Annotated in this window: 26 protein-coding genes and 2 pseudogenes; 13 read left to right on the top strand and 15 right to left on the bottom strand. The window is 69.8% G+C overall.

Annotation, left to right across the window (positions count from 1 at the left end):
• Positions 1 to 28: 28 nt before the first annotated feature.
• Positions 29 to 1,231: an RNA-guided endonuclease InsQ/TnpB family protein gene (locus IG08_RS0119210; protein ID WP_043454674.1), complete on the bottom strand. Its 1,203-nt coding sequence runs from the start codon at positions 1,229 to 1,231 to the stop codon at positions 29 to 31.
• 279 nt (positions 1,232 to 1,510) lie between these two features.
• On the opposite strand from IG08_RS0119210, the gene IG08_RS0119215 reads away from it, so the two are divergent.
• The gene (locus tag IG08_RS0119215; protein WP_030603633.1) at positions 1,511 to 2,689 is read left to right on the top strand and encodes a dipeptidase; all 1,179 of its coding nucleotides are present in this window, start codon (positions 1,511 to 1,513) and stop codon (positions 2,687 to 2,689) included.
• Positions 2,690 to 2,715: 26 nt separating this feature from the next.
• Here the strand turns inward: IG08_RS0119215 and IG08_RS63030 are convergent.
• A pseudogene (locus tag IG08_RS63030) lies at positions 2,716 to 2,862 on the bottom strand (oxidoreductase); the annotation flags it as partial.
• A 276-nt stretch (positions 2,863 to 3,138) separates the two neighbouring features.
• Positions 3,139 to 3,692: pseudogene (locus tag IG08_RS63035) on the bottom strand (oxidoreductase); the annotation flags it as partial.
• 71 nt (positions 3,693 to 3,763) lie between these two features.
• Here IG08_RS63035 and IG08_RS0119225 point away from each other — a divergent pair.
• Complete coding sequence (locus IG08_RS0119225; protein ID WP_030603635.1) at positions 3,764 to 4,123, top strand: MerR family transcriptional regulator; 360 nt, start codon at positions 3,764 to 3,766, stop codon at positions 4,121 to 4,123.
• 106 nt (positions 4,124 to 4,229) lie between these two features.
• The gene (locus IG08_RS0119230; RefSeq protein WP_030603637.1) at positions 4,230 to 5,348 is read left to right on the top strand and encodes a dipeptidase; all 1,119 of its coding nucleotides are present in this window, start codon (positions 4,230 to 4,232) and stop codon (positions 5,346 to 5,348) included.
• Between the two features lie 4 nt (positions 5,349 to 5,352).
• On the opposite strand, the gene IG08_RS0119235 is transcribed toward IG08_RS0119230, so the two are convergent.
• Positions 5,353 to 5,736 carry a VOC family protein gene (locus IG08_RS0119235; RefSeq protein ID WP_030603640.1) on the bottom strand — a complete coding sequence of 128 codons (384 nt, stop codon included), beginning with the start codon at positions 5,734 to 5,736 and terminating at the stop codon, positions 5,353 to 5,355.
• Between the two features lie 16 nt (positions 5,737 to 5,752).
• Positions 5,753 to 6,121, bottom strand: a complete 369-nt coding sequence (locus IG08_RS0119240) for a VOC family protein (protein WP_030603642.1) — start codon at positions 6,119 to 6,121, stop codon at positions 5,753 to 5,755.
• 97 nt (positions 6,122 to 6,218) lie between these two features.
• On the opposite strand from IG08_RS0119240, the gene IG08_RS0119245 reads away from it, so the two are divergent.
• Complete coding sequence (locus IG08_RS0119245; protein WP_030603645.1) at positions 6,219 to 6,728, top strand: CGNR zinc finger domain-containing protein; 510 nt, start codon at positions 6,219 to 6,221, stop codon at positions 6,726 to 6,728.
• Between the two features lie 111 nt (positions 6,729 to 6,839).
• Here the strand turns inward: IG08_RS0119245 and IG08_RS0119250 are convergent, their stop codons facing one another.
• The 6 genes from IG08_RS0119250 to IG08_RS0119275 all read right to left on the bottom strand — a co-directional run bounded on the left by IG08_RS0119250 (position 6,840) and on the right by IG08_RS0119275 (position 12,958).
• The gene (locus IG08_RS0119250) at positions 6,840 to 7,586 is read right to left on the bottom strand and encodes a cupredoxin domain-containing protein (protein WP_234342911.1); all 747 of its coding nucleotides are present in this window, start codon (positions 7,584 to 7,586) and stop codon (positions 6,840 to 6,842) included.
• Positions 7,583 to 8,071, bottom strand: a complete 489-nt coding sequence (locus IG08_RS0119255) for a hypothetical protein (RefSeq protein ID WP_030603651.1) — start codon at positions 8,069 to 8,071, stop codon at positions 7,583 to 7,585. Before IG08_RS0119255 ends, IG08_RS0119250 begins: the two co-directional genes overlap by 4 nt.
• 119 nt (positions 8,072 to 8,190) lie before the next feature.
• Positions 8,191 to 9,174 (bottom strand): cupredoxin domain-containing protein, encoded by a 984-nt coding sequence (locus tag IG08_RS0119260; RefSeq protein ID WP_030603654.1) that lies wholly within the window; start codon positions 9,172 to 9,174, stop codon positions 8,191 to 8,193.
• Positions 9,175 to 9,201: 27 nt separating this feature from the next.
• On the bottom strand, positions 9,202 to 10,572 hold the full coding sequence (locus IG08_RS0119265) for a copper resistance CopC/CopD family protein (protein ID WP_078655649.1): 1,371 nt from the start codon (positions 10,570 to 10,572) through the stop codon (positions 9,202 to 9,204).
• A complete protein-coding gene (locus IG08_RS0119270) occupies positions 10,569 to 11,189 on the bottom strand; it encodes a hypothetical protein (protein ID WP_030603661.1) in 621 nt (206 codons plus the stop codon). The genes IG08_RS0119265 and IG08_RS0119270 overlap by 4 nt, the downstream gene beginning before the upstream one ends.
• A 425-nt stretch (positions 11,190 to 11,614) precedes the next feature.
• Positions 11,615 to 12,958 carry a UDP-glucose dehydrogenase family protein gene (locus IG08_RS0119275; protein WP_030603664.1) on the bottom strand — a complete coding sequence of 448 codons (1,344 nt, stop codon included), beginning with the start codon at positions 12,956 to 12,958 and terminating at the stop codon, positions 11,615 to 11,617.
• A 190-nt stretch (positions 12,959 to 13,148) separates the two neighbouring features.
• Between IG08_RS0119275 and IG08_RS0119280 the strand changes: the two genes are divergently transcribed.
• Entirely contained in the window at positions 13,149 to 14,306 is a 1,158-nt protein-coding gene (locus tag IG08_RS0119280) for an acyl-CoA dehydrogenase (RefSeq protein ID WP_030603667.1), read from the top strand.
• A gap of 125 nt (positions 14,307 to 14,431) precedes the next feature.
• Here the strand turns inward: IG08_RS0119280 and IG08_RS57205 are convergent, their stop codons facing one another.
• Together IG08_RS57205 and IG08_RS0119290 are read right to left on the bottom strand one after the other, a co-directional pair.
• Positions 14,432 to 15,463, bottom strand: a complete 1,032-nt coding sequence (locus tag IG08_RS57205; RefSeq protein WP_234342912.1) for a tyrosine-type recombinase/integrase — start codon at positions 15,461 to 15,463, stop codon at positions 14,432 to 14,434.
• The gene (locus IG08_RS0119290; protein ID WP_030603676.1) at positions 15,460 to 15,867 is read right to left on the bottom strand and encodes an ATP-binding protein; all 408 of its coding nucleotides are present in this window, start codon (positions 15,865 to 15,867) and stop codon (positions 15,460 to 15,462) included. Before IG08_RS0119290 ends, IG08_RS57205 begins: the two co-directional genes overlap by 4 nt.
• Before the next feature lie 255 nt (positions 15,868 to 16,122).
• Between IG08_RS0119290 and IG08_RS0119295 the strand changes: the two genes are divergently transcribed.
• The 3 genes from IG08_RS0119295 (at position 16,123) to IG08_RS0119305 (ending at position 18,129) form a co-directional block, all read left to right on the top strand.
• Positions 16,123 to 16,986: a helix-turn-helix domain-containing protein gene (locus tag IG08_RS0119295; RefSeq protein ID WP_030603678.1), complete on the top strand. Its 864-nt coding sequence runs from the start codon at positions 16,123 to 16,125 to the stop codon at positions 16,984 to 16,986.
• An 11-nt stretch (positions 16,987 to 16,997) separates the two neighbouring features.
• On the top strand, positions 16,998 to 17,192 hold the full coding sequence (locus IG08_RS0119300) for a DUF397 domain-containing protein (protein WP_030603681.1): 195 nt from the start codon (positions 16,998 to 17,000) through the stop codon (positions 17,190 to 17,192).
• A gap of 217 nt (positions 17,193 to 17,409) precedes the next feature.
• Complete coding sequence (locus IG08_RS0119305) at positions 17,410 to 18,129, top strand: leucine-rich repeat domain-containing protein (RefSeq protein ID WP_106980972.1); 720 nt, start codon at positions 17,410 to 17,412, stop codon at positions 18,127 to 18,129.
• Between the two features lie 167 nt (positions 18,130 to 18,296).
• Here IG08_RS0119305 and IG08_RS0119310 read toward each other — a convergent pair whose 3' ends face one another.
• The gene (locus tag IG08_RS0119310) at positions 18,297 to 18,704 is read right to left on the bottom strand and encodes a DUF6193 family natural product biosynthesis protein (RefSeq protein ID WP_234342913.1); all 408 of its coding nucleotides are present in this window, start codon (positions 18,702 to 18,704) and stop codon (positions 18,297 to 18,299) included.
• Positions 18,705 to 19,481: 777 nt separating this feature from the next.
• Between IG08_RS0119310 and IG08_RS0119315 the strand changes: the two genes are divergently transcribed.
• From IG08_RS0119315 to IG08_RS59110, 4 genes are all read left to right on the top strand, one after another.
• Positions 19,482 to 19,844, top strand: a complete 363-nt coding sequence (locus IG08_RS0119315) for a four-helix bundle copper-binding protein (RefSeq protein WP_030603690.1) — start codon at positions 19,482 to 19,484, stop codon at positions 19,842 to 19,844.
• Positions 19,845 to 19,916: 72 nt separating this feature from the next.
• The gene (locus tag IG08_RS0119320; RefSeq protein WP_030603692.1) at positions 19,917 to 20,732 is read left to right on the top strand and encodes a class I SAM-dependent methyltransferase; all 816 of its coding nucleotides are present in this window, start codon (positions 19,917 to 19,919) and stop codon (positions 20,730 to 20,732) included.
• 204 nt (positions 20,733 to 20,936) lie between these two features.
• A complete protein-coding gene (locus IG08_RS59105; RefSeq protein ID WP_106980973.1) occupies positions 20,937 to 23,234 on the top strand; it encodes a S8 family serine peptidase in 2,298 nt (765 codons plus the stop codon).
• Positions 23,165 to 23,578, top strand: coding sequence for an FG-GAP repeat domain-containing protein (locus IG08_RS59110; RefSeq protein WP_052424785.1), 414 nt, complete (start codon positions 23,165 to 23,167; stop codon positions 23,576 to 23,578). Before IG08_RS59105 ends, IG08_RS59110 begins: the two co-directional genes overlap by 70 nt.
• A gap of 84 nt (positions 23,579 to 23,662) precedes the next feature.
• On the opposite strand, the gene IG08_RS0119330 is transcribed toward IG08_RS59110, so the two are convergent.
• Positions 23,663 to 24,973 carry an LCP family protein gene (locus IG08_RS0119330; protein ID WP_030603694.1) on the bottom strand — a complete coding sequence of 437 codons (1,311 nt, stop codon included), beginning with the start codon at positions 24,971 to 24,973 and terminating at the stop codon, positions 23,663 to 23,665.
• 118 nt (positions 24,974 to 25,091) lie between these two features.
• Between IG08_RS0119330 and IG08_RS0119335 the strand changes: the two genes are divergently transcribed.
• Positions 25,092 to 25,649 carry an acyl-CoA thioesterase gene (locus IG08_RS0119335; protein WP_030603695.1) on the top strand — a complete coding sequence of 186 codons (558 nt, stop codon included), beginning with the start codon at positions 25,092 to 25,094 and terminating at the stop codon, positions 25,647 to 25,649.
• The last annotated feature ends 7 nt before the right edge of the window (positions 25,650 to 25,656 follow it).

The following is a 25,656-nucleotide window of genomic DNA, read 5'->3' on the forward strand; positions in this document are numbered from 1 at the left end:
CCTCCTCGTACCGAGGGGGATTCCTGGCTCACGCCGCTCGGTCGCTCGGCGAGCGGTCGAGTCTTACGCGATCGGCACCAGCCGGGTTCAGACCAGCCCGGACGAGCATCACGCGTGCGGAGTTCTTGTCCCTGGGGGATACGGCTCCGCAGGCAATGCAGGTGTAAGTACGTTCCGAAAGAGGAAGTGCGTGCTTGGTTCTCGCTCCGCACTGCGCGCAGTCCATCGTGGTGTGCGCGGGATGGACGAGACGGACGTCACGCCCGTGCTTGCGGCCCATCTCGATCAGGGCCCGCTTGGTTGCGCCGATAGCCGCATCGGCGGCCTTGCGTGCCCTGGTGGTCCTGGCGAGGAACTTGGGACGGAAGTCCTCGACCGCGATTGCGTCATGATCCCTGACCACTTTCTTTGCCCACTTGCGGCCAGTGTCCTGCCGCTGGCGGGCGACTTTCTTGTGGGCCTTGGCCCGCAGCCGTTTCGCTGCCCGGTAGCCCTTCGAAGCAGTCTGCCCGCTCTTCGGCTTGCGGCGGGCTGCCATCCGGTCGTACCGGGTCACCGTTTTCCTGGCCTTCCGGCCGTGTTCTGCGTGGGGGAGGTCGTGTGCGTCGCTGGTGGTGGTCGCGGTGTCCTTCACTCCCCAGTCGATCCCGATCACCGCGCCCGTGGTGGGCAGGGGCATCACCTCTGCCGGAACAACGAACGAGCAGTACCAGTGGCCCAGGGAGTCCTGGTACACGCGGACCGAGGACGGTTCCGCCGGAAGATTCCGCGACCACACCACCGTCAGCACGATCCCGCCCGCCAGATGCAGGCGGCCTTGCTGCAGCCGAAAGCCGCGTCTGGTGTAGCTCAGTGTCGGTCGCGCCTCGTACTTCTTCTTGTACTTCGGCATCCCGGCGCGGCGATGTATGGGCAGCCCCTGCCCGATGTCCTTGAGCGCCTTGGCCCGGGACTTGCCGAAGTCGCGAATGATCTGCTGCTGCGGAACCGAACCACCCTCTCGCAGCCATGCGTTGCTCGCCCTTGCCTCGGTGAGCATGCGGTCGAGGCGGGCCGGGCCACACGCCTCGCCGGCCCGGTGGGCTTTTGTGGAACGGGCGACACACTCGTTCCAGATCCACCGGCAACGAGCCCACTCGGCATCGAGCGCGGCACCGGCGGTCGACGAAACGCGCAGCCTGTAGGTGTTGCGGGTATGCCTTTCCAGTGCAGCCACCCTCAGCTCCGCCACGCTCTCACTCCCTTGGCAATCCTCCGCGGAATACCGCGACGGCCCCGGTCTTTGGAGGAGACCGTACGTACGACGGCCGCACACCCGTGCCCGATCTCGCGATCACCATGCCAAGTGGTGAACAGCGGCACGCGTGTTCGCGTCTCTCCGGTGTTGCCGGCCTGCTGCCCGGTCCCCGCGCCCATGAACCGGTAGGGCGACACTTCGCGTCGCGACGCCAGGTTCCGATTCCTCCCCCGGCGACAACGCCGGGGCCTCCGCAAGAAACAGGTGATGCCCATGACCTCACTCGACGAAGCCCGGCAGTTCCTGCGGGAGTTCCCCGTCGTCGACGGTCACAACGACCTCCCCTGGGCGCTGCGCGAACAGGTCCGCTACGACCTCGACGCGCGGGACATCGCCGCCGACCAGAGCGCCCATCTGCACACCGACCTGGGCCGGCTGCGGGCGGGCGGCGTCGGTGCGCAGTACTGGTCGGTGTACGTCCGCTCGGACCTGCCCGACGCGGTGCCGGCGACGCTGGAACAGATCGACTGCGTACGGCAGTTGATCGACCGCCATCCGGCCGACCTGCGGGCCGCGCTCACGGCCGCGGACATGGAGGCGGCGCGCGCGGAAGGCCGTATCGCCTCTCTGATGGGCGCCGAAGGTGGCCACTCGATCGCCAACTCCCTCGCCACGCTGCGGGGGTTGTACGCGCTCGGCGTCCGCTACATGACCCTCACCCACAACGACAACGTGGACTGGGCGGACTCGGCGACGGACGAGCCGGGCGTCGGGGGCCTGTCGGCCTTCGGGCGTGCGGTGGTGCGCGAGATGAACCGCGAGGGCATGCTCGTCGACCTCTCGCACGTGGCGGCGACGACGATGCGGGACGCGCTGGACGCGACGCTCGCGCCGGTGATCTTCTCCCACTCCTCCTCGCGGGCCGTGTGCGACCATCCCCGCAACATCCCCGACGACGTCCTGGAACGTCTCCAGGGCAACGGCGGTATGGCGATGGTCACCTTCGTCCCGAAGTTCGTGCTCCAGGCGGCGGTGGACTGGACGGCCGCCGCGGACGAGAACATGCGCGAGCACGGCTTCCACCACCTCGCCACCACCCCGGACGCGATGAAGGTCCACCGCGCCTTCGAGGAGCTGCACCCGCGTCCGGTCGCCACGGTGTCGACGGTGGCGGACCACCTGGACCACATGCGCGAGGTCGCGGGCATCGACCACCTCGGCATCGGCGGCGACTACGACGGCACGGCCTTCACGCCGGACGGCCTGAACGACGTCTCCGGCTATCCGAACCTGATCGCGGAGCTCCTCGACCGCGGCTGGTCCAAGTCCGACCTCGCCAAGCTGACTTGGCGGAACGCGGTACGGGTCCTGGGCGCCGCGGAGGACGTGGCCCGCGGCCTTCAGACGACGCGGGGGCCGTCCAACGCGACGATCGGGTCGCTCGACGGCTGAGCGTCGAGGGTGGGGTAGTCGGTGTAGCCGACCGCCCCGCCCACCGCCTCGGTCGCCTCCGCCGTGAACCGCGTCCACCGCTGAGGCGACCCGCCGTATCCGTCCGTCCTGCGGTTGGTGTTCCCGGCGAGGAACTGGTGCAGCAGATGCCCGTTGGCCGAGTGCACCTCGACCGTTCCTTTGGACTGGGCGGGAGTGAGTCCGCTCAGCCGCACGCCCCGAACGGTCTTGGGCGCACTGGTCCCCGGCGTACTCAACCCCGGGGCGGTGACACGCATCCTGTGCGTGGTCCGGGCCCGGGAGGCCAGTTCCCTGTGCGACCTGGCCATGTGGGTACGGCCAGAGGCGACGGGGAGGCCCTGAACCATCACTCCGGTGGAGCAGGGGCCCCGCACGCTGGCGCCGTACCCGGCGTCCCAGATCGTTGCACTCCCCGGCGAGCAGTTGCCGACCCCCTCGAAACCCGCCTCGACGGCCCGCCGGGCGGCCGCGGCGAAGTCGGCGACGGTGGACCGGATGTCGTCCACGGTCATCTCCCGGGGCACGACGGACGGCCGGTGCCCGCCCGGAGTGAAGATCGTCTCCGGCAGCGGCACGGGGGAGGGCGCGACCGGCGTCAGACCGGTGGTCGCCGGGTGGCTGGCCCGTCCGCCGTGCTGGAGCTGGAGGAACATCCGCCCGCCGGCCGCCCGCACGGCCTCGGTCACCCGCCGCCAGCCGGCCGTGTGCCGGTCGGTGTGGATCGCGGTGATGTTCGGATACGTCTGCCCGACCGCGTTCGGCGTCGAGGCCTCGCCGATGATCAGGCCGGCCGAGGCACGCTGGGCGATGGGGGTCCCCCCGGCTCGAGCGAAGTCGAGAGCTGGGGGAGGGTGGCCATCAGGTCGGTGGGGGTGCCGTCTGCCTCCGCGCGGTTGCGGGTGAGCGGGGCCATCACGAGGTGGTGGGGGAGCGCGAGCCGGCCGAGCCGGGCCGGTGCCAGGAAGTCCGGTGTGTTCGTCATGGCCGTACGCTAGAACCTGACACTGATGTCAGATTCAAGTCTGGTGATTCAAGCCCGGGGGGGCGCCGCTCATGCGGATCGGTGAACTGGCGCGGCGGACGAACGTGAGCGAACGGTCGCTGCGCTACTACGAGGCCCAGGAACTGCTGGCCGCCGACCGCACGCCCGGCGGGCACCGGGACTACCCGGAGGCGGCCGTCGACCGGGTCATCCGGATCCAGGAGCTGTACGCGGCCGGACTGCACAGCGAGAAGATCCGGCAGCTGCTGCCCTGCATGCGCGACCAGGACGGCGGCCCCTCCACGATCGCCACCCCGCGCCTGGTCGCCGACCTGACCGAGGAACGCGAGCGCATCGACCGCCTGATCGCCGACCTCGTCCGCTCCCGGGAGACGCTGGACGACGTGATCGACGCGGCCCGGGATCACTGAATCGGCGGACCCCCGTACGCCCCACCCACCAGGAAGCCCCCTCCGCTCCGTGCGACGGTGACCGTACTGCTGATCACGACGCCGATCACGACGTACGGAGCCCGCCATGGCAGACCTCCAGGACGAACTGCACACCACCGCCGAGGTGGGCGGGCTCGACGACTTGCCCGCCGATCCCTTCGAGGCGGCGCCGTACACGCCCGTCTCCGACCCGGGCACCTCGCCCCTGGAGCGCGCCCACGCCATCCTCGCCGTGCACCCCGTCGCCGACGGCTACAGCGGGTTGCCCTGGGCCCTCAGGCACCTGCCGTGGTTCGACCTGGAGCTCGGCGAGAGCGCCGTCGACACGGACGTGCCGCGGCTGCGCGAGGGGCATGTCGGCGCGCTGATGTGGTCGCTGCACCTGCCCGAGGGACTCGACGGGGACCGGGCCGTCGGCGCCACGCTGGAACAGCTGGACCTCGTCAGGACGGTCGTACGGAACCATCCCGAGGGCCTGCGGCTCGTCGGCACCGCCGGTCAGACCACCGACGCCCGTCACTGCGGCCGCGTCGCCGTGCTGCTCGGCCCCGCCGGAGCCGCCGCGCTCGGCGACTCGCTCGGCATCCTGCGCTCGCTGCACGCCCTCGGCCTGCGGGTCCTCACCCTGAGCGGCGCGTCCTGGGCCAGCGAGGCGGGGTTGACCCGGTTCGGCGAGGAGGTGCTGCGCGAGATGAACCGCCTCGGTGTCCTCGCCGACCTCTCCGGTGCCGCCGAGGGCACGATCCTGCGGGCGCTCGCGGTCTCCAAGGCACCCGTGCTGTGCACCCGCTCCGCCGCCCGCGCCCTGCGCCCCCACCCGGCCAACCTCCCCGACGACCTGCTCGCCGAGCTGGGTGCCGCCAAGGGCCTGTGCATGGTCCCGCTGACCGCCGAGCAGACCGGCCCGACGGTCCGGGACGTCGCCGACCACCTGGACCACGTCCGCACGGTCGCGGGCCCCGAGTGCGTGGGCCTGTCCGGCACGTACGACGCCGGCACCGCCCACCCCCAGGAGCTCGGCGACGCCTCCTGCTACCCGAACCTCATCGCCGAACTCCTCGACCGCGGCTGGAGCGAGGAGGACCTCGCCCTCCTCACCTGGGGCAACGTCCAACGCGTCCTGCGCAGCGCCGACTTCACCGCCCGAGCGGCCCAGGAGCGCCGGGAGCCGTCGACGTCGAGGATCGCGGACCTGGACGGCTAGCCGCTCACGGATGCTCGATCCGGCAGAGGCAGAACGGATGCCCTGCCGGATCGGCGTACACCCGGAAGTCCTCCTTGTCCTCCTGGTGCAGCGGCCGCGCCCCCAGCGCCAGCACCTTCCCCTCGGCCGCCTCGATCTCGGCCCAGGTCGCCCCGGCGTCGAAGTCGAGGTGGAACTGCTGCGAGTTCCGGTCCGCGCGCGGCCACTCCGGCGGGGTGTACCCCTCCGCCCGCTGGAAGCCGAGCCGCGGCCCGCCCGGGATCGGGAGTACGACCCAGTCGTCGTCCTCGGATCGGGGTGTACCGCCCACCACCCCGGCGTAGAAGGCGGCGAGCGCGTGCGGGTCGGGGCAGTCGAGCACGACGGTGCGGAAACGTGCCACAGTCACGACGGTTCCTCCTGGTTCAGCAGGCGCAGAGACAGAACGGGTGCCCGGCCGGGTCGGCATACACACGCCAGCCCCGTGAGCGGTCCTCCGCGTCCAGCGGCTTCGCGCCGAGTGCCAGCACGCCCTGCTCGGCCGCGTTCATGTCCTCGACGGTCAGGTCCAGGTGGAACTGCTGGGAGGCGTCGGGTGCGGGCCACTTCGGCGGTACGAATCCCGCGGCGGCCTGGAACGCCAGCGTTTGTCCGCCGGGCAGCTTCAGGTCCACCCAGTCGGCGTCTCCGGGGTCTCCCTCCACGGTGCCGCCCAGCACCTCGGCGTAGAAACCGGCCAGCGCGCGCGGGTCGGGACAGTCCAGGACGACGACGCCCAGTTCGGCGAGAGCCATGACTTCCTCCTCGAAGCTCGGAGCGAGGGTTACCTCTTGATGCTGGCAACCGGTAACGGTTACTGCATACTCCCTCATAGGAGGTAACGTCGCAAGCATGAGTGAGAGATCGGCCGCACCGGGGGGCCTGGCTCTGGTCGAGTCCCTGGTGAACACGCTGGAGATCGACACGGGCGCCGACGCGCTCGACACGGCGGACGGCCGGGCGCGCTTCGGGCTCACGGAGGACGAGGCCGTGGACGCTCGCGAGCTGCGTGAATCACTGCGCGCGGCCCTCCTCGCCCACGCCGGCCACCCGCCGCACCGCTCGGTGACCCCGCTGGGGGAGCTGCTGGCCCGGGCGCCCCTCGTGCTCACGGTGGACGACGGGGACGGCTCGGCCGCCCTCGCCCCCGCCGACGGCCGCTCCCTGCTCTCCCGCGTCGCGGCCGCCGTGGCCGAGTCGCTGGTCGCGGATTCCTGGACCCGCCTGAAGGCCTGCGAGGCCGCCGACTGCCACTGGGCGTACTACGACCGCAGCCCGGCGGGCCGCGGTCGTTGGTGCTCGATGCAGGTGTGCGGGGCGCGCGCGAAGATGCGGCGGTATCGGGCGAGGGGGGCGCCGTAGGGGTGCGGCGTCATGCCGGGTGCGGGGCCGTCGTGGCCGGTCGCGCCCACGCGACAAGCCACGACGAACCCGCACCCGCCCGACGGCATGACGTGGCACCCCCTACGGCGCCTACTCCTCCTCCGCCCCTCCGCGCGGAGCGGACGCCGCCCGCGAGCCCACCAGCAGCAGGCACAGGACCGCGACACCGGCGACCAGGCCGGCCAGGACGAGCAGGGGATCGAGGGGGCGGACCGTCGACGCGGTGGTCTGGGTCGCGGGCAGCTGTGCCGCCGTCTGCGGTGACCCGGACGCCTGCGGCGCGTTCGACGCGGCCGCCCCGGCAGTGGTGGGAGACGTCGACGGCGGCATGCTCATGCTCGGCATGCTGCTCGCCGCGGTCCGGGTCGGCTCCGTCGCGTGGTGCCCCGACGACGTCGACGATGTCGAGGAGCTCGTGTGCTGGTGCGTCGCCGGCGCCTTCGACGTCGTCGCCGGGGCCGCCGCGCGGACCGTGATCCCGGCCGTCATGTCCGGGTGGACGGTGCAGTAGTAGCCGTAGGACCCGGCCGTGCCGAACGTGAAGCTCCAGGTGTCTCCCTTGTCGAGCATGGGGGAGTGGATCGAGACCGGACCCGAGGTGGTCTTCACGTCGTGCGGTGCCGTGTCGTAGTTGGTCCAGGTCACCGTGGACCCGGCCGGGACGGAGAGGGTCGCGGGTGAGAAGGCGTACCCCTTCATCGCCACGCTGTACGAGGCCGCCGACGCCTGTCCGGAGGGGAGCAACGGCAGGGCGAGGAGGGCGAGTACGGCGATGACGGCGGCGCTCCGGACCGCCCGCCCGGGTGTCGACCGTATCGACCCTTGCGCGGCCCTCACGCGAACTCCGCCGCGACCAGCAGCCGCAGCCGCGTCGCCGGGAGCCGCCACGGCAGCCGGAACCCCGTGGCGCGGTGCAGCAGCCGGTACGGCAGCCGGGCGGTGCCCGCGACGAGCAGCCGGTCGTCGGTGTGGTCGACCACGCGCAGGCGCAGCAGGACGGGGAAGGCGACGTCGTCGATGTCGAGGTCGGCGGTGAGCTGGAGGCGGCCGGCAGTCTCCTCGACGCGCTCGGTGGTGAGCGCGGCCCGCAGCTCACGGCCGTCGAACTCGAAGCGGAACTCGGGGTGTTCGGCCTCGGGGGACACCTCCAGGGATGCCCCGGCGAGGGACACGCGGCGCCGCCGTACCGGCAACGGCCCGTACCAGGCGGTGAGTTCGACCAGCGAGCGGCCGGGGGCCACGGTGTAGCGGCCGGGCAGGGGGAGCGCGCCGGTGCGGGACTCCGGCGGGGGTGGAACGGTGGGCAGGGTGACGGTTGTCATCCCGAACTCCTCGGAAGCGGTTCCCGGAATGTGGCGGGGGTGTGGAGAATGGACCGTGGACGCCGCTCCGGCCGGCTGAGCCCCGGCCGGAGCGGCGTCCACCTGTGTCGCGGACCGCGTCAGCAGTTGTTGGTGACGAAGTCCGTGGTGGGCGCGAGCAGGTGCTCGGCCCAGACCGTGTGCATCTTCACGTAGGAGTCGACGTTGAGCAGATCGGTGATCTGCTGTCCGAGCGACTCCTCCAGGTGCGCCGAGTTGATGTGGGCCAGCAGCACGCTGAGGGTGTCGTCGAGCACCGTGCCCCCGCCCTCGGTGGCGGGCCTGAGGATGCTCTCGATCCACACCGTGTGCATCTTGATGTACGAGTCGAGCGCCAGTGCGTCCTGCACCTGCTGCCCCGGAGACGTCTCCAGGTGCGCGGCATTGATGTGCTGCAGGATCGGCAGCAGCACGTTCTGGATGCTGGTGCACTGCTCGCCGTCACCGGAGCCGTCGGTCGGCGTGGCCGTCGGCGTGGCGGTCGGCGTGGCCGTGGTGGTCGGCGTCGCGGTGGGGGTGGTCGTAGGCGTGGCCGTGGGTGTGGCCGTGGGTGTCGCCGTCGGCGTGGGGGTCGAACCGCCGCCGGAGGCCGCGACGACCTTCACCGACGCCACCATGTCCGGGTGCACCGCGCAGTAGTACTCGTACGTCCCCACCTTGGTGAAGGTGTACGACCACGAGTCGCCCTGCTGCAGCGTCCCCGAGTCGAAGGAGACCGGGGCCTTGGTCGTGGTGACCGTGTGCGGCGCGCTGTCGTGGTTGGTCCACTGGACGGTCTGGCCGACCTCGACGACGAGCTGCTTCCCGTCGCCGTACTTGTAGCTCATGATGTCGACCTGGTAGTCCGGCGCGGCGGCGGCGGCCTGCTGTGCGTCGGCAGCGGCGGCAGCGGGCGCCTGAGCCGCGCCCGCAGCCTGCTCCGAGGTGGTGGAACCCGAGGCCGCGCTCAGCAGTCCGAGACTGAGCACCGCGGCCAGTGCCGCTCCGAACCCCGCGACCAGCAGGCCCCGGTTCCCGGTACGCGGCCTGCGCCGCCGTACACCGGTCTCGTTACTTTCTTTCACGTCAACTCCTATGTGCATTGGGGGAGTTCAGCGGCCGGGGTCGGCCGTGACCAGCAGACTCGTCACGACGAGCACGACGAGGACGAGCCCCGTCTCGACCGCGACCGAGTAACCGAAGGGCCGCACGGTGGCGGCGTCGCCGCGCAGCAGCACGGCGAGATCTAGGCGGGTGCGCACCCACTGGCGGCTCGCGTACGCGGCCAGCAGGACGCCCCCGAGAACGGCGGTCTTGATGAGCAGCAGGTGCCCGTACGAGGTGTGCAGCAGGGCGTCGTACGACCCCACCACCTGCCAGGCGAGCACCAGCCCGGCGACGACGATGCCCGTGACGCTCACGGCCGCGAGCCGTGAGTAGCCCGGCACCACCACCGCCAGCTCCCCGGGCCGTCGGCGCGGCAGCACGGCCAGCGCGAGCATGGCCAGGCCGCCGATCCACAGCGAGGCGCCGAGCAGATGGACGACGTCGGCGACCGCGCCCCAAGTGGGCTCACTGCCCTCGGAGTTGTGGCCCGTCATGCCGGTCGTACGCAGCAGTCCGAACGTCACCGCGAGGGCGCCCACCCGCCAGCCGGGCGAGCGGGAGGTGCCCGCCCCGCCCTGCAGCAGGGCGCCGAGCACCACGGCCGCGAGCACCCACATCAGACCGCGCGCGGCGAGCACGACGCCGGGTTCGGTGGCCAGCACGTCCGCGTACGTCGAGGCGCGCAGCGCGTCCCGCAGGCCGCCGAAGGATGGGGGTCCCCCCGCGCGAGCGAATTCGAGCGTGGGGGAGTACGCCCCCTGCAGCCCGATCGCCGCGACCGTCGCCAGCAGTCCGCCCGTCCAGGCCAGCCCGAGCAGCGCCCGGGCCCGCGGCTCGTACGCGCCGCGCGGCCACAGCAGCGTGATGAAGGCGAGCCCGCCGATGAACAGGGCCAGCGAGAGATAGCCGGCCCAGCGGGCGGCGACGAGGCCCCTGCGCACCGAGGGGGACGGTGCGGGAAGGGGGGATACGGCCTCGTCGCCGCCGGCCCGGGGGGTGGCCGCTGCGCCGACGGTGAAGCTGAGCCGGCCGGAGGAGGCGTGTCCGTCCTCCTCGTCGACGACGGACCAGACGACGGCGAGTCGCTGACCGTGCTCCACGGTGGGGAGGGCGATCCGCACGCCGTCCTTCGACGCCCGGGTGACCGGGAGCCGGTCGCCGTCCTCCGTCAGCACCCGTACGTCGGCCACGTCGACGGCCTCGTCGAAGGTGAGGGTGAGCCGCTCGGGCGCCTTCTTGAGCTCGGCGCCGTCCTTGGGGGACGCGCTCACCAACTCGGTGTGGGCGGAGGCGGGCGTGCTGAGCAGGGCGCAGAGGAACGGGGTGAGGAGCAGCAGGAGCAGGGCGCGGCGGACGGTCGTCGTCGTGGGGGTCATGGCGTCGCCCCCGCCGACGGGGAGGGCGAGGCGATTCCGCCGAGGAGGCTGCCGACCGGGGCGAGGCCTACGCAGGGGGAGGCCGACGGGGATGGGGACGGGGAGGCGTCCGTGCCGTTGAGGAGACCGAACACGGAGTCCGTGATGCCGGTCAGGAGCGGTTCCACGAGGGTGACCTCGCCGTCCTCGCAGGTGTCGGCGTCGGCCGGGGGCGAGGTGCTGTCCGACGGGGAGGGGGTGGGCGCGGGGGAGGTGCTGCCGGTGGGCGGCAAGGTCGTGTGGCCGGAATGGCCGCTGTGGTCGGTGCCGGTGCCTGTGCCGGTTCCCAGGCCGCCGGTGCCGTACCCGGTGCCGACGCCGACACCGCCGTACCCGGGCAACTCACCTGTGCCCACGGGGACTTGGCCCGTCCCGGCCCCCGGAGCCGAGGCGGCCGGCGCAGGGCTCATCGGTGCCGTGGCCGCCGGGGGTACGGCGGCCTGGTCGGAGCCGGACGCGGAGGTGGCGCCGATGCCGGACGCGTAGCCCAGCACGATCACCACGGCGCCGACGAGCGCTCCGGCCACCATCTCGTCGCGATGGTCCCGTGGCCACTCCGCCCTGCGGAACAAGGGCATGGATCACTCCTGGCATGGTCAGATCAAGCCGATCGATGGATGCGGCGAATGGGGACCAGTGGAGTGGAGGGCGGATTCCGCATGACTACGCGTCGGTTAACCGATCGTTGCCTACCTCTCTTTTGCAGGTGCTTGGTCTGTGAGAACGGTCAATTCCGCTAAATGCTCGAATGTGAATCGAACTCGTGTTGAGGATTCCGGGGAGGGCTGCATATGCCAGCCGGGGTGCCCGTGCCGTTCAGGCGCAGAAAGGCCCCGGCGCTCACTCGCGCCGGGGCCTTGCCCTGACTTTTCGTCCACGAAATCCCCGCGAAAGAGTTCGGGCCTTCACGGGCCTTCACCGGAATTCCAGAAACTCCCTCGAATCCGTCAGGAATTCATGGAACTCGAAATCCGGTCGGAAGTCCTCGGGCTCCTCGGGTCCCTCAGGCCGTGGGCCGCCCCATCGCCCGGTAGGTCCACCCGGCCTTCCGCCACAGCTCCGGGTCGAGCGCGTTGCGCCCGTCGAGGATCAGCCGGACCGACGCGACCTCGCCCAGCGCCGCCGGGTCCAGCTCGCGGAACTCCCGCCACTCCGTCAGATGGAGTACGGCGTCGGCGCCCCGGACCGCCTCGACGGCCGTGTCGGCGTACCCGAGCGTCGGGAAGACCCTGCGCGCGTTGTCCATGCCCTTCGGGTCGTACACCGTCACCTGGCCGCCCTGGAGGTGGATCTGCCCGGCGACGTTGAGCGCGGGCGAGTCCCGTACGTCGTCCGAGTCGGGCTTGAAGGTGGCGCCCAGCACCGCGATCCGCTTCCCGAGGAACGGCCCGCCGCCCAGCGCCTCACGCGCCAGCTCCACCATCTGGCCGCGTTGGCGCATGTTGATCGAGTCGATCTCGCGCAGGAAGGTCAGAGCCTGGTCGGCACCCAGCTCACCGGCCCGCGCCATGAAGGCGCGGATGTCCTTGGGCAGGCAGCCGCCGCCGAAGCCGATCCCGGCCCGCAGGAACTTCTTCCCGATCCGGTCGTCGTACCCGATGGCCTCGGCGAGCCTGGCGACGTCGCCGCCGGAGGCCTCGCACATCTCCGCCATCGCGTTGATGAAGGAGATCTTGGTGGCCAGGAAGGAGTTCGCGGACGTCTTCACCAGCTCGGCGGTCGGGAAGTCGGTGACGACGAAGGGCGTGCCCTCGGAGAGCGGCGTCGCGTACACCGTGCGCAGCAGGCTCTCCGCCCGCTCGCTGCGCACGCCGACCACGATCCGGTCGGGGTGCAGCGTGTCGTCGACGGCGAAGCCCTCGCGCAGGAACTCCGGGTTCCAGGCCAGCTCGGCGTCCTCGCCGACCGGCGCGTTCTCGGCCAGGTAGGCGGCGAGCCGGTCCGCGGAGCCGACGGGGACGGTGGACTTGCCGACGACCAGGGCCGGGCGCGTGAGGTGCGGCGCGAGGGAGGCGATGGCGGAGTCGACGTAGGACATGTCGCAGGCGTACTCGCCGTGCTTCTGCGGGGTCGTCACGCAGACGAAGTGGATGTCGCCGAACTCCGCGACCTCGGCCCAGTCCATGGTGAAGCGGAGCCGCCCGCTGGAGCCCTCGATGCCGGCGACGTGCTTGCGCAGCAGGTCGTCGAGCCCGGGCTCGTACATCGGGGCCTCGCCCCGCTCCAGCTTCTCGATCTTCTCGGGCACGACATCGAGCCCCAGCACCTCGAACCCGAGCTCGGCCATGGCCGCGGCGTGGGTGGCGCCGAGGTAGCCGGTGCCGATCACGGTGATCTTGAGGCTCATGGATGCTCCAGAGAGGGACGTCGTTCGGTGCGCTGCCCGATCCTAGTCGGGGCGTGGCGGAGCCCCTCAGGGGGCAACTTTCCCGCTGTCGCCAAGCTCACGTATCACTCCAGTGGGCAGGCCTCTAAAATTTGGGTTACTTAACGGTAATTAGCACCGTCATCACAGTGTCCTTGGAGCGTGAGACACCTTGGCCGGATCGGCTGACTTCGACCTGTACCGCCCGTCCGAGGAGCACGACATGCTCCGGGACGCCATCCGCTCGCTGGCGGAGGCGAAGATCGCGCCGTACGCCGCCGCGGTCGACGAGGAGGCACGCTTCCCGCAGGAGGCGCTGGACGCGCTGGTGGCGAACGACCTGCACGCGGTGCACGTACCCGAGGAGTACGGCGGCGCGGGCGCCGACGCGCTCGCCACGGTGATCGTGATCGAGGAGGTGGCGCGCGCCTGCGTCTCCTCCTCCCTGATCCCCGCGGTGAACAAGCTGGGCTCGCTCCCGGTGATCCTCTCCGGCTCCGAGGACCTGAAGAAGAAGTACCTCTCGCCGCTGGCCAAGGGCGACGGGATGTTCTCGTACTGTCTCTCCGAGCCGGACGCGGGCTCCGACGCGGCCGGCATGAAGACGAAGGCGGTCCGCGACGGCGACCACTACGTCCTCGACGGCGTGAAGCGCTGGATCACCAACGCCGGCGTGAGCGAGTACTACACGGTCATGGCCGTGACGGACCCGTCGAAGCGCTCGAAGGGCATCTCGGCCTTCGTCGTCGAGAAGTCGGACGAGGGCGTCTCCTTCGGCGCCCCGGAGAAGAAGCTCGGCATCAAGGGCTCCCCGACCCGCGAGGTCTACCTCGACAACGTCCGCATCCCGGCCGACCGCATGATTGGCGAGGAGGGCACCGGTTTCGCCACGGCGATGAAGACCCTCGACCACACCCGCATCACCATCGCCGCCCAGGCCCTCGGTGTCGCCCAGGGCGCCCTCGACTACGCCAAGGGCTATGTCCAGGAGCGCAAGCAGTTCGGCAAGCCGATCGCCGACTTCCAGGGCATCCAGTTCATGCTCGCCGACATGGCCATGAAGATCGAGGCCGCCCGCGCCCTGACGTACCAGGCCGCGGCGAAGTCCGAGCGCGGCGACAAGGACCTCACCTTCCAGGGCGCGGCCGCCAAGTGCTTCGCCTCGGACGTGGCGATGGAGGTCACCACGGACGCGGTCCAGCTGCTGGGCGGTTACGGCTACACCCGTGACTACCCGGTCGAGCGGATGATGCGCGACGCGAAAATTACACAGATCTACGAGGGCACGAACCAGGTCCAGCGGATCGTGATGGCAAGGAACCTTCCCTAGTCAGGTTTTTGCAGGTCAGCGGCGCTTTTGAGGGTTCGCAGGGAATGACCGGCTGGAAACGGCTACTGACCAGCACAAACAGCACAGACCCCGGCATGATGCCGGGGGCTGTTGCCGTATGCGGATCAGGCGACCTCTGACCCCTCCGTGGGGTCGTCAGCGCCGGGCGTCAGCATCGTTGCGATGGCGGCCCGGCCGCGCTGCTCGGCTCCTTCGAAGATGTAGTGGTAGTGCTCCCTCAGTACGTCCGTGCTGCTGTGGCCCATCCAGTCGGCCACGTCGTTCTCGGGGACTCCGGCGTACAGCAGCCGCGACCCGTAGTAGTGCCGGAGTGAGTGAGCCTTGCAGTATTTCACCTGCCCCTTGCCCAGAGCCTCCATCCAGATCTTCGGGTAGAAGTACGACGCGTAGAGGTACCCGGTCCGCGTCACGTTGGGGAAGAGAAGCCGTTCCGGCCCCCATGCGCCGTGGTTCCTGATGTGCCGCCGAAGCTCGAAGGCGACGTTCGGAGGGAGGGGAACGGTACGTCCTGGCTCGCCCTCGTCGCGAGCCTTGATGTGCCGACGCTGAATCGCGCTGTTCTTGCCCGATTCACTGTCACCGTCCTCCGTAATCTGGAAGTCGACCCGAAGCGTCTCGGCCTTGAAGTCGATCTGATCGCGGGACACCGCCATGGCCTCACCCAACCGCAGACCACACCCGGCCATGAGCCACAGCAGCGCGCGGTATCGGGGCGGAGCAGCATCCAGCATCGCCAGCACTTCCCGCGTCGTGAGTCGCCGCGCGGTGCTCTTGTGCTCTCTGATCTCCTTGGCGCGACTCCCGGCACCCTTGACCTTCTTGCACGGGTTCCGGCCGATGATCTCGTTGGCGACGGCCCAGTCCATCATCCCGGAGAAGAACGAGAACCGCTGACGTCGTGTGCGGGCCGAGAGCTTCCGGTCCTGCTCCATCCACAAGAGCCACTGCTCAACGTCAGGGACCTTCATAGACACGATGGAACGGGCCTTGAAGAACGGCTCAATGGTCGTGTTGAGGATGGACCGGTACTGCTTCTTGGTGCTGTTCTCCAGCTTCCTTTGATTGGTCCACTGCTCCCAGACGGCCGTCACCGGCTGCTTGCCCAACCGGTCGTTGAGGTACGTCCCGGCTGTCACCGGCGCAGCTCGAACCAGGTGACTTTTCCTGCCCCGGCGGATACCGTCCGGCTGCCCCAAGCCTGAGCGCACCGGCTCACCAGTAACAGCCCCCGACCACCGGCGAGTGCGATGTCGCCGCTGGTCGGCGAGGGCAGTACGCCGCTCTCGTCGCACACGCCGACATGGAGCGTGCGGTCGCACCAGCGCACGCCGACGATCACGGAGCCGGTGGCGTAGCGGTATGCGTTGCCGCACAACTCGCTGGTCAGCAGCTCTGCCGTATCGGCGAGGTCGGACAGCGAGTGGCGCGTGAGGATCGAGCGGACGGTGTTGCGAGCGACGCCGGAGCCGATGGCGTGGTGGGGGAGGGTGAGACGGTACTCCCAGGAGTCGTCCGGCGGTTCGGGCGGAGGTTTGTTCATCGTTGAACTCCCTTCCAGGTAGCGACGGTTGATACGACGCCCTGCTCACGCGGTGGCGCCGCCGCCTGCCGCATGGGGTGCGGTGGCGGTGCCCTTCCGGGGCCGTGAGGAGCGTGGAGGAGCGCTCTGCCTTCGAAGGTAGAAGTGCGATGTTCTGAGGTGCAACATTCTCGAGTAGCTTCACTCGACCGTGTGACTAGACGGTCGAAGCACTCGACGGAAGACTCAACTCGCATTACCAGCAAGGGAGTCCAGATGCCGCCCAGGAGGTACCCGACCGTCAGGCAGAAGCGCCTGGGGGCGGAGTTGCGCAGACTCCGAGAGGCCGCCGGCCTGTCCGGGGAGCAAGCTGCCGAGGCTCTTGAATGCAGCAAGGGAAAGATCAGCCGCGTAGAGACGGGCATGAGCGGGATCCGTATCGCGGAGCTGAAGGCGTTGCTTCAGGCGTACGGCGTGGACGACGGCGAACTCGTAGAGGCACTCGTGGAGATGGCACGCGAGGGCCGTAGGCGGAACTGGTGGAACCAGTACGAGAGTGTTCTGCCGCCGGGATTCGCCGACCTCGCCGAGCTGGAGTCGAAGGCGCAGAGTCTGCACTCCTGGGAGACGATCCTCGTGCCCGGTCTCCTCCAGACTCCCGACTACATGCGTGTCCTCTTCCGGCGTGGCCGACTTGAGCCTCCGGAGGGAGAGGTGGAGGCTCACGTGCGAGGACGGATGCACCGCCAGCAGACCCTTTACGACGGCGATGGGGCGCCGGACCTGTGGTTCGTGCTCTACGAGGCGGTGCTGCACGCGCAGTTCGGTGGCCCGGACGTCATGCGGGAGCAGTTGCTGCAGCTGACGCGGATGGCGCAGCGCGACCATGTGACGGTGCAGGTACTGCCGTACACGATCGAGTCCCATCGAGGAGTGAACGGCCCCTTCGGGATCGTCGGCATGCCGGACCCCGGAATGGACGTGGTGCGGACGGAGACCGCCCTGTCATCTCTGTACGTTCAGGATGACGCTCAAGTGGCCGCGTATAAACTGATGTTCGATCAGTTGAGGGCGACTGCCCTCGGCCCCGGACCGTCACTGAAGCTCATACGGGATGTAGCCGAGCGGCTTCGATTCTGAGCGAGGTATAGGTGCCCGACCCCGTGTGGCAGAAGTCCAGCTTCTCCGGCGACGACGCGAGCCGGGACTGCGTGGAAGTCGCAGCCGCCCCCGGCAGGGAGAGGCTGCTGCTGCGCGAGTCCGACGAGCCGGCCACCGTACTCCTCACGACGCCTGCGTCGATGCGCGCGCTGCTGGGCGCCTTCAAGACGCCCTCCTGTGACTGAGTACGCCAGTTGGTTCTGACCGACTCTCGCTCGTATGCCCATGCGGGAACGCGACCGGGCGACCGGATCGTTGCTGGAGGCGGAGAAGAGTCCGCCGGTGACGGAGTAGCTGACCTGGCCTCCGCCAGGGCTGATGACCGATGTGACGTTGGCCAGGCGGCAGCCTGTTGGCATCCGGCAAACGGGCCGCTGCGGCTGAGCGAGAAGGGATCACGCCGTGCCGCACACGCTGAACCTCTGGCGTCAGAAGCTGGGAAAGGTACCCGAGTCGGTCTGGCAGGACAGCGAGCTCCAGGTGCTGATCCTGGCAGACAACGGACTGACGGACCTCCCACCCGAGATCGGCCGACTGCTTCGGCTGACCACCCTGGACATCGCCCACAACCATCTCGCATCGGTGCCCGACGAACTCGGCTCCCTGGTCGGCCTCAACGGCTGCCTCTACCTTCACGACAACGACTTGACCGAGATCCCCGACGCCCTGGGAAATCTGACGCGGCTGCGCTACCTCAACGTTGGCGAGAACACCCTCACCGCCCTGCCCGAGGCCATCGGCCGGATGACCGACCTGATCGAGCTCCGGGCGCAGTACAACCGACTGGCCACGCTGCCCGACAGCATCGGCCGCCTCCGCAACCTGCGCGAACTCTGGCTCCGAGGGAACGCGATCGCGAGCCTGCCGCCGTCTGCAGTCGACCTTCACGAACTACGCCACCTGGACCTGCGGGAGAACGCACTCGCCGAGCTACCGGAGATCCTGGCGAGACTGCCCCGACTACGCCAGCTTGACGTGCGAAGCAACCACCTCACCCGGCTGCCGGACTGGGTCGTCGACATGCCCTCGCTGGAAAAGCTGGATCTGCGCTGGAACTCATGCGAACCCTCCCCGCAGACGCTGACCCATCTGGAGCGGCGGGGATGCGTCGTCCTGACCTGACTGAGGGAGGCCCCTTCGATCTCCCATGACGCGCGTTGTCTCAGCCTCCGCAGCAACTGGCTCCGAGGGCGCAATCAGGGCGCATGGGGCGGAGAACCGCGCGGATCATGAGAACTATCGATCATTGCTTCCCAGGTCAGCACTTCGATCGTGGTGACGGGATGCTCCTACCTGCTGTCTCGTGCCCTTTCGTAAGCGGCCAGTTCCTCCGCACTGCCAACGAAGGCCGGGCCGCAGTGCGCCGGCAGTCGCTCGATGACCATCGTTACCGCGGCCTGTGCGCTATCTGTCTCGGCGATCCGCGGGCTGCTCCGGCTCGGCCCTTCCACGTAGTACCGGCCGTCTCCCAGTGCGCCGATGTAGGGGATGTCCCAGGTGGGGCGGAACTCAGTGCACCTGCTGAAGTGCAGCTCCCACATACCGGTCCACGGGTAGAGCCGGCGTAGCTGCGGCTCGGCATACGCCACCCGCACCATCTCGGTGAACGGCCCCAGGAGCGGCGTGTCCTCCGGCGGGGAGGGCTCGCCGACAGTGGTCAGGATCTGGTGCCAGGCGGCTTCGACGATGTCGGTCACACCACGATTGTGCGGGTCCTGCGTCCGCATCGTCGAAGATCGCCTACTGGCGGATCATGGCGGGGTGCGTCGACATGAACTCACCGATCAAGAGCGGGAGTTACTTGCTCCGCTCCTGCCCTGGGTTGTGACCGGCAGGCCGAGGAAGGACGACCGGCAGGTCATCAACGGGATGGTCTATAAGATCCGCACGGTCTCTGCTACCTGAGCGGGCAGGCCAGTTCGGGAGCGGCCGGGTTCGGTGAGCAAGCCACCACAGCCAGGGACAGGTAGGCAGGCCGTTCCAGATAGACGCCTCCTTGAGTACCGCTTACGAGATCTCTACGAGGCCCTCGCCGTGGGGTGGCGGGAAGGCGTCGGAGACGTTTCCCTGGACCACGATGGAGCCACTCGCCGAGCGGTACACGTTCGGGCAGTCGTCGTCATCGCAATTGGGTCCGCCGAACTTGCCGGTAAGGCGCGTCAGGTCCTCGCGTGCCGTGGTGCCCCCTTGCCTTCCGCCCGGTCGGGGCTCTTCGGGAACGACGCTATGGAATGCATCACGGCTCGTCCACGCCGACTCCGGACTATTCCTGATCCGGAATAAACGATCTTGAAGGCCAGTCGATCGGCCCAACGGTCACGCGGCTCTGGAGGAGGGGTGAAGGCCGTGGCGCATCGACGCTGAGACATTCGGGACGGATTGTTCCCGTCCGCCCGATGGCGCCGGGGCGGTGGCGGGCGTAGGACGGAAGGGCACGGGGCCCGCTCGGGCTCCCGCATCCCCCAGGAGGAGCCATGACCCAGGCCGGAAGCATGACCGCGATGAGCAAGGAGATGCAGGACTGCGTCGCCGCGTGCATGGACTGCCACAGCGTCTGCGAGGAGACCATGAGCTCCTGCATGCAGATGGGCGGCCAGGCCCAGATGCAGATCATGCGCGCGCTCATGGACTGCGCCGAGACGACCCGGATGTGCGCGGACATGATGATGCGCCGCTCGCCCATGTCGGCGGAGATGTGCGCGATGTGCGCCAAGGCGTGCGAGATGTGCGCCGAGGCGTGTATGGCGATGCCGGACGATCCCCAGATGATGCGCTGCGCGGAGGCGTGTCGTCGCTGTATGGAGACCTGTCGCGCGATGGCGGGCATGGCGATGTGACGCCGCTCGTCTGACCGTGGTCGAGGGCACCCACTCGGGTGCCCTCGATCATGCTTGGGGCAGGCTGGGCGCATGACGGATGCGACCGAGGCCTTCGACGCCGCCGAGCGCGGGATGTGGGAGGGGAGGGTGGAGGCGTACGCCGCGAGCTTCGCCCGGCTGTGCGCCCACCCGGTCGGGGCGCTGCTGGACGCGGCCGGGGTCGGGGCGGGGTCGTACGTCCTCGACGCCGGTACCGGGACCGGTACGGCGGCCCTCGCGGCCCTGGAGCGCGGGGCACGCGTGCGTGCGGTGGACGCCGACGCGGGGATGGTGGCCGCGGCACGGGAACGCGGGGTCGATGCGCGTGTCGCCGCCCTGCCCGAACTCCCTTACAGGGACGGTGAGTTCGACGCCGTCATCGGCAACTTCGTCCTCAACCACGTCGGCCGCCCCCGCGCCGCCCTCGCCGAACTGCGACGCGTACTGAGGCCGGGCGGGAGCGTCGCGCTGACGACGTGGGGCGCGCGGCGCGGAGCCGGGCAGGACCTGCTCGGGCGGGCCTGCGAGGCGGCGGGGGCCGTACCGCCGTCCTGTCTGCCGCGGCTGGATCTGAGGGAGGACTTCGTCCGTACGGCGGACGGGCTCGCCGAGCTGCTGGGCGAGGCCGGGTTCGTGGCGGCGGAGGCGGCCGAACTCGCCTGGGACCACCGGGCCACCGTCGAGGAGTGGTGGGGCGGCGCCGCGGGCGGGGTCGCCACCATCGGGCTCGTCGTCACCTCGCAGGAGCCGGAGACCGTCGTACGGATCCGGCGGGAGTACGAGCGGCTGAGTGCCGAATTCGCCGTGACCGACGGGGAGTTGGCGCTGCCCCACGTCGCCCTGCTCGCGCAGGGAAAGCGGGCGTAGGGAACGGGCGGTCTGGCGCCGCTACGCCGCGGGCGGCGGCACCGGTGGGGTCAGTCGGCGTATCTGCGGCGCCTTCCCGGACACGGCCCTAGGCGCCCTGGGACCCGAGGAGCAGTGTGGTCCCGCATGGGTCGCGACCGTCCGGCGTTCTGACCGGGGTCGCCCGCAACGGGGGCACTTCTCAAGCTTCAACGGGGGCACGTCATGAGCACAGCACGCCCGGAATCATCCGGAAATTCCGGCAACGACGAGTTCAGCTACGTCGACAAAGCGAGTGGCAAGCGCAGGACCTTCCGGCCGTCGGACAGCGAGGCGATGGTGCGGCTGCCGGCCGACGCCACGGGGGACACCCTCACCGGCCTGGTCGAGGCCGCACCGCTGCTCTCCGTCAGCCAGGGCTACAACCTGGACCGCGGTTTCGCCGCGGTGTACATCAACCCGGCCGCCCACACGGACGCGGCCGCACTCCAGGAACAACCGGAGGTCGTCGGATCCCTGCCGGTGATGATCGACGAGAACGGCGCGTCACGGTACTTCGTACCCGGCGAGCTCTCCGTCCAGTTCCGCCCCGACGTCACCCGGGAGCGCGCCGAGCAGCTCATCTCCGAGCACGGCAGCAGCGTCGCCGTCGCCCGCCGCACCCCCGGGGCCTACACCCTGGAGGTCCCCGAGGGCCACGAACTCTTCGCCACCATCAAGGAGTTCAGCGAGCTGGACGAGGTGCGGTTCGCCGAGCCCTCCGAGGCCGGGTTCAACGACGCGCTGCCCTACCTGCCCGACGACCCGGACTTCGACCGTCTGTGGGGCATGCGCAACACCGGCCAGGCCGTCGGCGGCATCGGCGGCACCGCCGGCGTCGACATCAGCGTCTCGGACGCCTGGGACCACACCCGCGGCGACCCGAACGTCATCGTCACCGTCATCGACACCGGCGCCGACCTCGACCACCCCGACCTCAAGGACAACTTCCTGTCCCGCGGCTCGGAGGACTGGGACTTCGCCGACGCGGGCGACGGCGTGCCCGAGGACGACGACGGCCACGGCAGCCATGTCGCCGGCACCATCGCCGCGGTCGACAACAAGATCGGCGTCATCGGAGCCGCTCCCGGCTGCCGCATCATGCCGCTGCGCATCAACCTGACCGCAGGCATGAACGACAACCGCGCCGACGCCATCAACTACGTCCGCGCCCAGGCCCTGGCCCACCCCGACCGCCGCTACGTCGTCAACTGCAGCTGGCGCACCAGCGGCGACCACGCGGGCATCCGTACGGCCGTCCGGGACGCGACCGCCGCGGGCGTCCTGATCTGCTTCGCCGCGGGCAACGACGGCAGGAACACCGACGTCACCCCGCAGTACCCCGGCGTCTATCCCGAGGTCATCGCGGTCGCCGCCCTGGACTCGAACAACACCAAGGCCGGCTTCTCCAACTTCGGCACCAACGTCGACGTCGCCGCACCCGGCGTCAACATCTGGTCGACGTACCTCGGCGGCAACTACCGCTTCCTGAACGGCACTTCGATGGCCTCCCCGCACGCCGCCGGCGTCGCCGCCCTGGTCTGGGCCCGCAACCTCGAACTCACCGGCGACCAGGTCCGCCGTATCGTCGAGAGCACCTGCGACGACGTGGACGCCGCCAACCCCGGCTTCGCCGGACTCCTCGGCCGCGGCCGCGTCAACGCCTTCCGCGCCGTCACGAGCCCCCTGGTCTTCCCTGCCGACACGACGGTCGACGCGGATCTGACGGGCGACGGCCGCGCGGACATCGTGGGCTTCGGCGACGCGGGCGTGTGGGTGTCCCTGAACAACGGCAACGGCACCTTCCAGGGGCCCCAGCTCGTCGTGAACAACTTCGCCTACGCGGCAGGCGGTTGGCGCACATCGAAACACCCGCGCTACCTCGCGGACCTGACGGGTGACGGCCGGGCGGACATCGTCGGCTTCGGCAACGCGGGTGTCTATACGTCCCGCAACAACGGCAACGGAACGTTCCAGGCTCTGCAGCTGGTCGTGAACAACTTCGGCTACGACGCCGGGGGTTGGCGCGTGGAGCGGCACCCGCGCTTCCTCGCGGACCTGACGGGTGACGGCCGGGCGGACATCGTCGGGTTCGGGAATGGCAACGGCACGTTCCAGGCTCTGCAGCTGGTGGTGCAGAACTTCGGCTACGACGCCGGGGGTTGGCGCGTGGAGCGGCATCCGCGCTTCCTGGCGGACGTGACGGGTGACGGCCGGGCGGACATCGTGGGCTTCGGGAACGCCGGCGTGTGGGTGTCCCGCAACAACGGCAACGGCACCTTCCAGGCTCCGCAGCTGGTGGTGCAGAACTTCGGCTACGACGCCGGGGGTTGGCGCGTGGAGCGGCACCCGCGCTTCCTCGCGGACCTGACGGGTGACGGCCGGGCGGACATCGTCGGGTTCGGGAGCTGGCCGTGGGCAACTTCGGCTACTCGGCGGGCGGTTGGCGCACGGAGAAGCACCCGCGCTTCCTGGCGGACGTGACGGGCGATGGCCGCGCGGACATCGTGGGCTTCGGGGACGCGGGCGTGTGGGTGGCCCTGAACAACGGCAACGGCACCTTCCAGGCCCCGCAGCTCACAGTCGCCAACTTCGCCTACGTCGCGGGCGGTTGGCGTGTCGAGCGGCACCCGCGCTTCCTCGCTGACCTCACCGGCGACCGCCGCGCCGACATCATCGGCTTCGGCAACGCCGGGGTCTGGGAGTCCCTCAACGGCGGCAACGGCACGAACTTTGCCGCGCCGCAGCTGGTCGTGCAGAACTTCGGCTACGACGCCGGCGGCTGGCGCGTCGAGAAGCACCCGAGGATCGTCGCCGGACGCAGGTGACGAAGGCTCCCCCGGGACGGGCCGGCCGGGTCCCGCCAGATCCGGCCGGCCCGGCCGTGCTCAGTCCTCAGCCTTGCTCAGCCCTCAGTCGGAGACCGTGACCTTCTCGTCGTTCTTCAGCTCGTCCACCAGCGTCTTCAGCTTCGTCTTGTCCCAGATGAGGTTGCCGTTGACGGAGCCGGAGGTCGGCATGTTCATCGACTTGCCGTCGCCGCCGTTGACGCCCTTCATCGCCCAGAACATCTTGGCCAGGTCGTACAGGCCCATGTCCTTGTCGACGACCAGCGAGTCCAGGCCCGCACCCATCGTCGGGTAGAGCTTGAAGGGGTTGAGGATCGTGCTCGGCGTGGCGACCTGGTTGGCCAGCGCGTTGAGGAACTTCTGCTGGTTCTTCGTACGGTCCAGGTCGGAGCCCGCCAGCGCGTACCGGGTGCGCACGAAGGCGAGGGCCTGCTCGCCGTTCAGGGTCTGCTTGCCCGCCTCGAAGTCGGCGCCGGACTTGGTGTCCTTCATGCCGCCCTTCGGGATCTCGATCTCGACGCCGCCCACCGCGTCCACGATGTTCGCGAAGCCGGCGAAGCCGATCTCGACGTAGTGGTCGATGTGCAGACCGGTGTTGTACTCGACGGTCCGCACCAGCAGCTCGGGGCCGTCCTCGGCGTAGGCGGCGTTCAGCTTCACCTGCCGGCCGGTGCCCTCGTAGGTCTTGCCGGACTCGGAGCCCTTGTACGTCGGGATCTCGACGTTCGAGTCACGCGGCAGCGAGATCAGCGTGTCGCCGTTGCTGCCGGTGTGCAGGATCATCATCGAGTCGGTGCGCTTGCCCTCGGCGGAGCCGGTGTGCAGCTTCTTCTTCTCCTCGGCGGACATGCCGGCGCGGCTGTCGGAGCCGACGATGAGGTAGTTCGTGCCCTCGCCCGTCTCCGGTCGGTCGATGACCTTGGACAGGTCGACGTCGCGGTTGAGCTTGGAGTCGGCCCAGAAGTACGTGCCGATGGTCGTCGCGACCAGCACGGTCACCACGGTGATCGCGGTCCACTTGATGCGCTTGCGCCAGTTCGGCGCGGGCCGCGGACCCCGGCCGCCCGGGTCGCCCGGTCCGCCGTGGTCGCCGCCGCCGGGCGCGCCGTAGACCTGGCCGGTGTTGTAGCCGCTGTCGTATCCGCCGCCGTGCCCGTCGTAAGAGCCGTCACCGCTGCCGTTGACGTACGACGGCTGCTGCGGGACGCCGTTGCCGTACGGCGGGGCGGAGGGGTTGGAGCCCCCGTAGCCGCCCGAGGCGGGACGGCGGACCTGCCGCATGACACGGGCGCTCTCAGGCTGTGCGCCTGCGCTGCCGCGTCCGTACCGGTTGCCGCGGTTGTCGTCGGACCATGCCTCGGGCCAATCGTTCATGGGCCCAGTGTGCAGGGAACGGCTGTGTCCTTTACAAGGGTCGTAGGAAAATCAGGGCACCGCTGTTGCGAACCCAACACAAAGTCCGCAGATGTCACCTCGGCATAAGGTGGAGGCCATGACAGACCAGGCCGCCGCGGCGGAATCGGACACTCCGGATATCCCCGGCAGGCCCACCTCGGCGTCCCGGACCACGCTCAGCCACATCATGACCCAGGCGGACACCAACCTTCTGGGGACCGTGCACGGCGGCGTGATCATGAAACTCGTGGACGACGCGGCGGGAGCGGTGGCCGGCCGGCACAGCGGCGGACCCGCCGTCACCGCGTCCATGGACGAGATGGCCTTCCTGGAGCCGGTCCGCGTCGGCGACCTCGTCCATGTGAAGGCCCAGGTCAACTGGACCGGCCGGACCTCGATGGAGGTCGGGGTACGGGTCCTCGCCGAACGCTGGAACGAGTCCACCCCGGCCACCCAGGTCGGCTCCGCCTACCTCGTCTTCGCCGCGGTCGACGCCGACGGCAAGCCGCGCCGGGTGCCGCCGGTGCTCCCGGAGACGGAGAAGGACGAGCGGCGCTACCAGGAGGCCCAGATCCGCCGCACCCATCGACTGGCGCGGCGGCGGGCGATCGTAGAACTGAGGGAGAAGCGGGCGGCCGAGGGACTCGACGACTAGCGACGGG

It is taken from the genome of Streptomyces fulvoviolaceus (assembly GCF_000718165.1).
Lineage (GTDB): Bacteria > Actinomycetota > Actinomycetes > Streptomycetales > Streptomycetaceae > Streptomyces > Streptomyces fulvoviolaceus.

Coding starts and splice junctions, on each gene's coding strand:
- IG08_RS0119215 (WP_030603633.1), top strand. CDS start 1,511: ATGACCTCACTCGACGAAGCCCGGCAGTTCCTGCGGGAGTTCCCCGTC.
- IG08_RS0119225 (WP_030603635.1), top strand. CDS start 3,764: ATGCGGATCGGTGAACTGGCGCGGCGGACGAACGTGAGCGAACGGTCG.
- IG08_RS0119230 (WP_030603637.1), top strand. CDS start 4,230: ATGGCAGACCTCCAGGACGAACTGCACACCACCGCCGAGGTGGGCGGG.
- IG08_RS0119240 (WP_030603642.1), bottom strand. CDS start 6,121: ATGGCTCTCGCCGAACTGGGCGTCGTCGTCCTGGACTGTCCCGACCCG.
- IG08_RS0119245 (WP_030603645.1), top strand. CDS start 6,219: ATGAGTGAGAGATCGGCCGCACCGGGGGGCCTGGCTCTGGTCGAGTCC.
- IG08_RS0119255 (WP_030603651.1), bottom strand. CDS start 8,071: ATGACAACCGTCACCCTGCCCACCGTTCCACCCCCGCCGGAGTCCCGC.
- IG08_RS0119265 (WP_078655649.1), bottom strand. CDS start 10,572: ATGACCCCCACGACGACGACCGTCCGCCGCGCCCTGCTCCTGCTGCTC.
- IG08_RS0119270 (WP_030603661.1), bottom strand. CDS start 11,189: ATGCCCTTGTTCCGCAGGGCGGAGTGGCCACGGGACCATCGCGACGAG.
- IG08_RS0119275 (WP_030603664.1), bottom strand. CDS start 12,958: ATGAGCCTCAAGATCACCGTGATCGGCACCGGCTACCTCGGCGCCACC.
- IG08_RS0119290 (WP_030603676.1), bottom strand. CDS start 15,867: ATGAACAAACCTCCGCCCGAACCGCCGGACGACTCCTGGGAGTACCGT.
- IG08_RS0119295 (WP_030603678.1), top strand. CDS start 16,123: ATGCCGCCCAGGAGGTACCCGACCGTCAGGCAGAAGCGCCTGGGGGCG.
- IG08_RS0119315 (WP_030603690.1), top strand. CDS start 19,482: ATGACCCAGGCCGGAAGCATGACCGCGATGAGCAAGGAGATGCAGGAC.
- IG08_RS0119320 (WP_030603692.1), top strand. CDS start 19,917: ATGACGGATGCGACCGAGGCCTTCGACGCCGCCGAGCGCGGGATGTGG.
- IG08_RS59105 (WP_106980973.1), top strand. CDS start 20,937: ATGAGCACAGCACGCCCGGAATCATCCGGAAATTCCGGCAACGACGAG.
- IG08_RS0119330 (WP_030603694.1), bottom strand. CDS start 24,973: ATGAACGATTGGCCCGAGGCATGGTCCGACGACAACCGCGGCAACCGG.
- IG08_RS0119335 (WP_030603695.1), top strand. CDS start 25,092: ATGACAGACCAGGCCGCCGCGGCGGAATCGGACACTCCGGATATCCCC.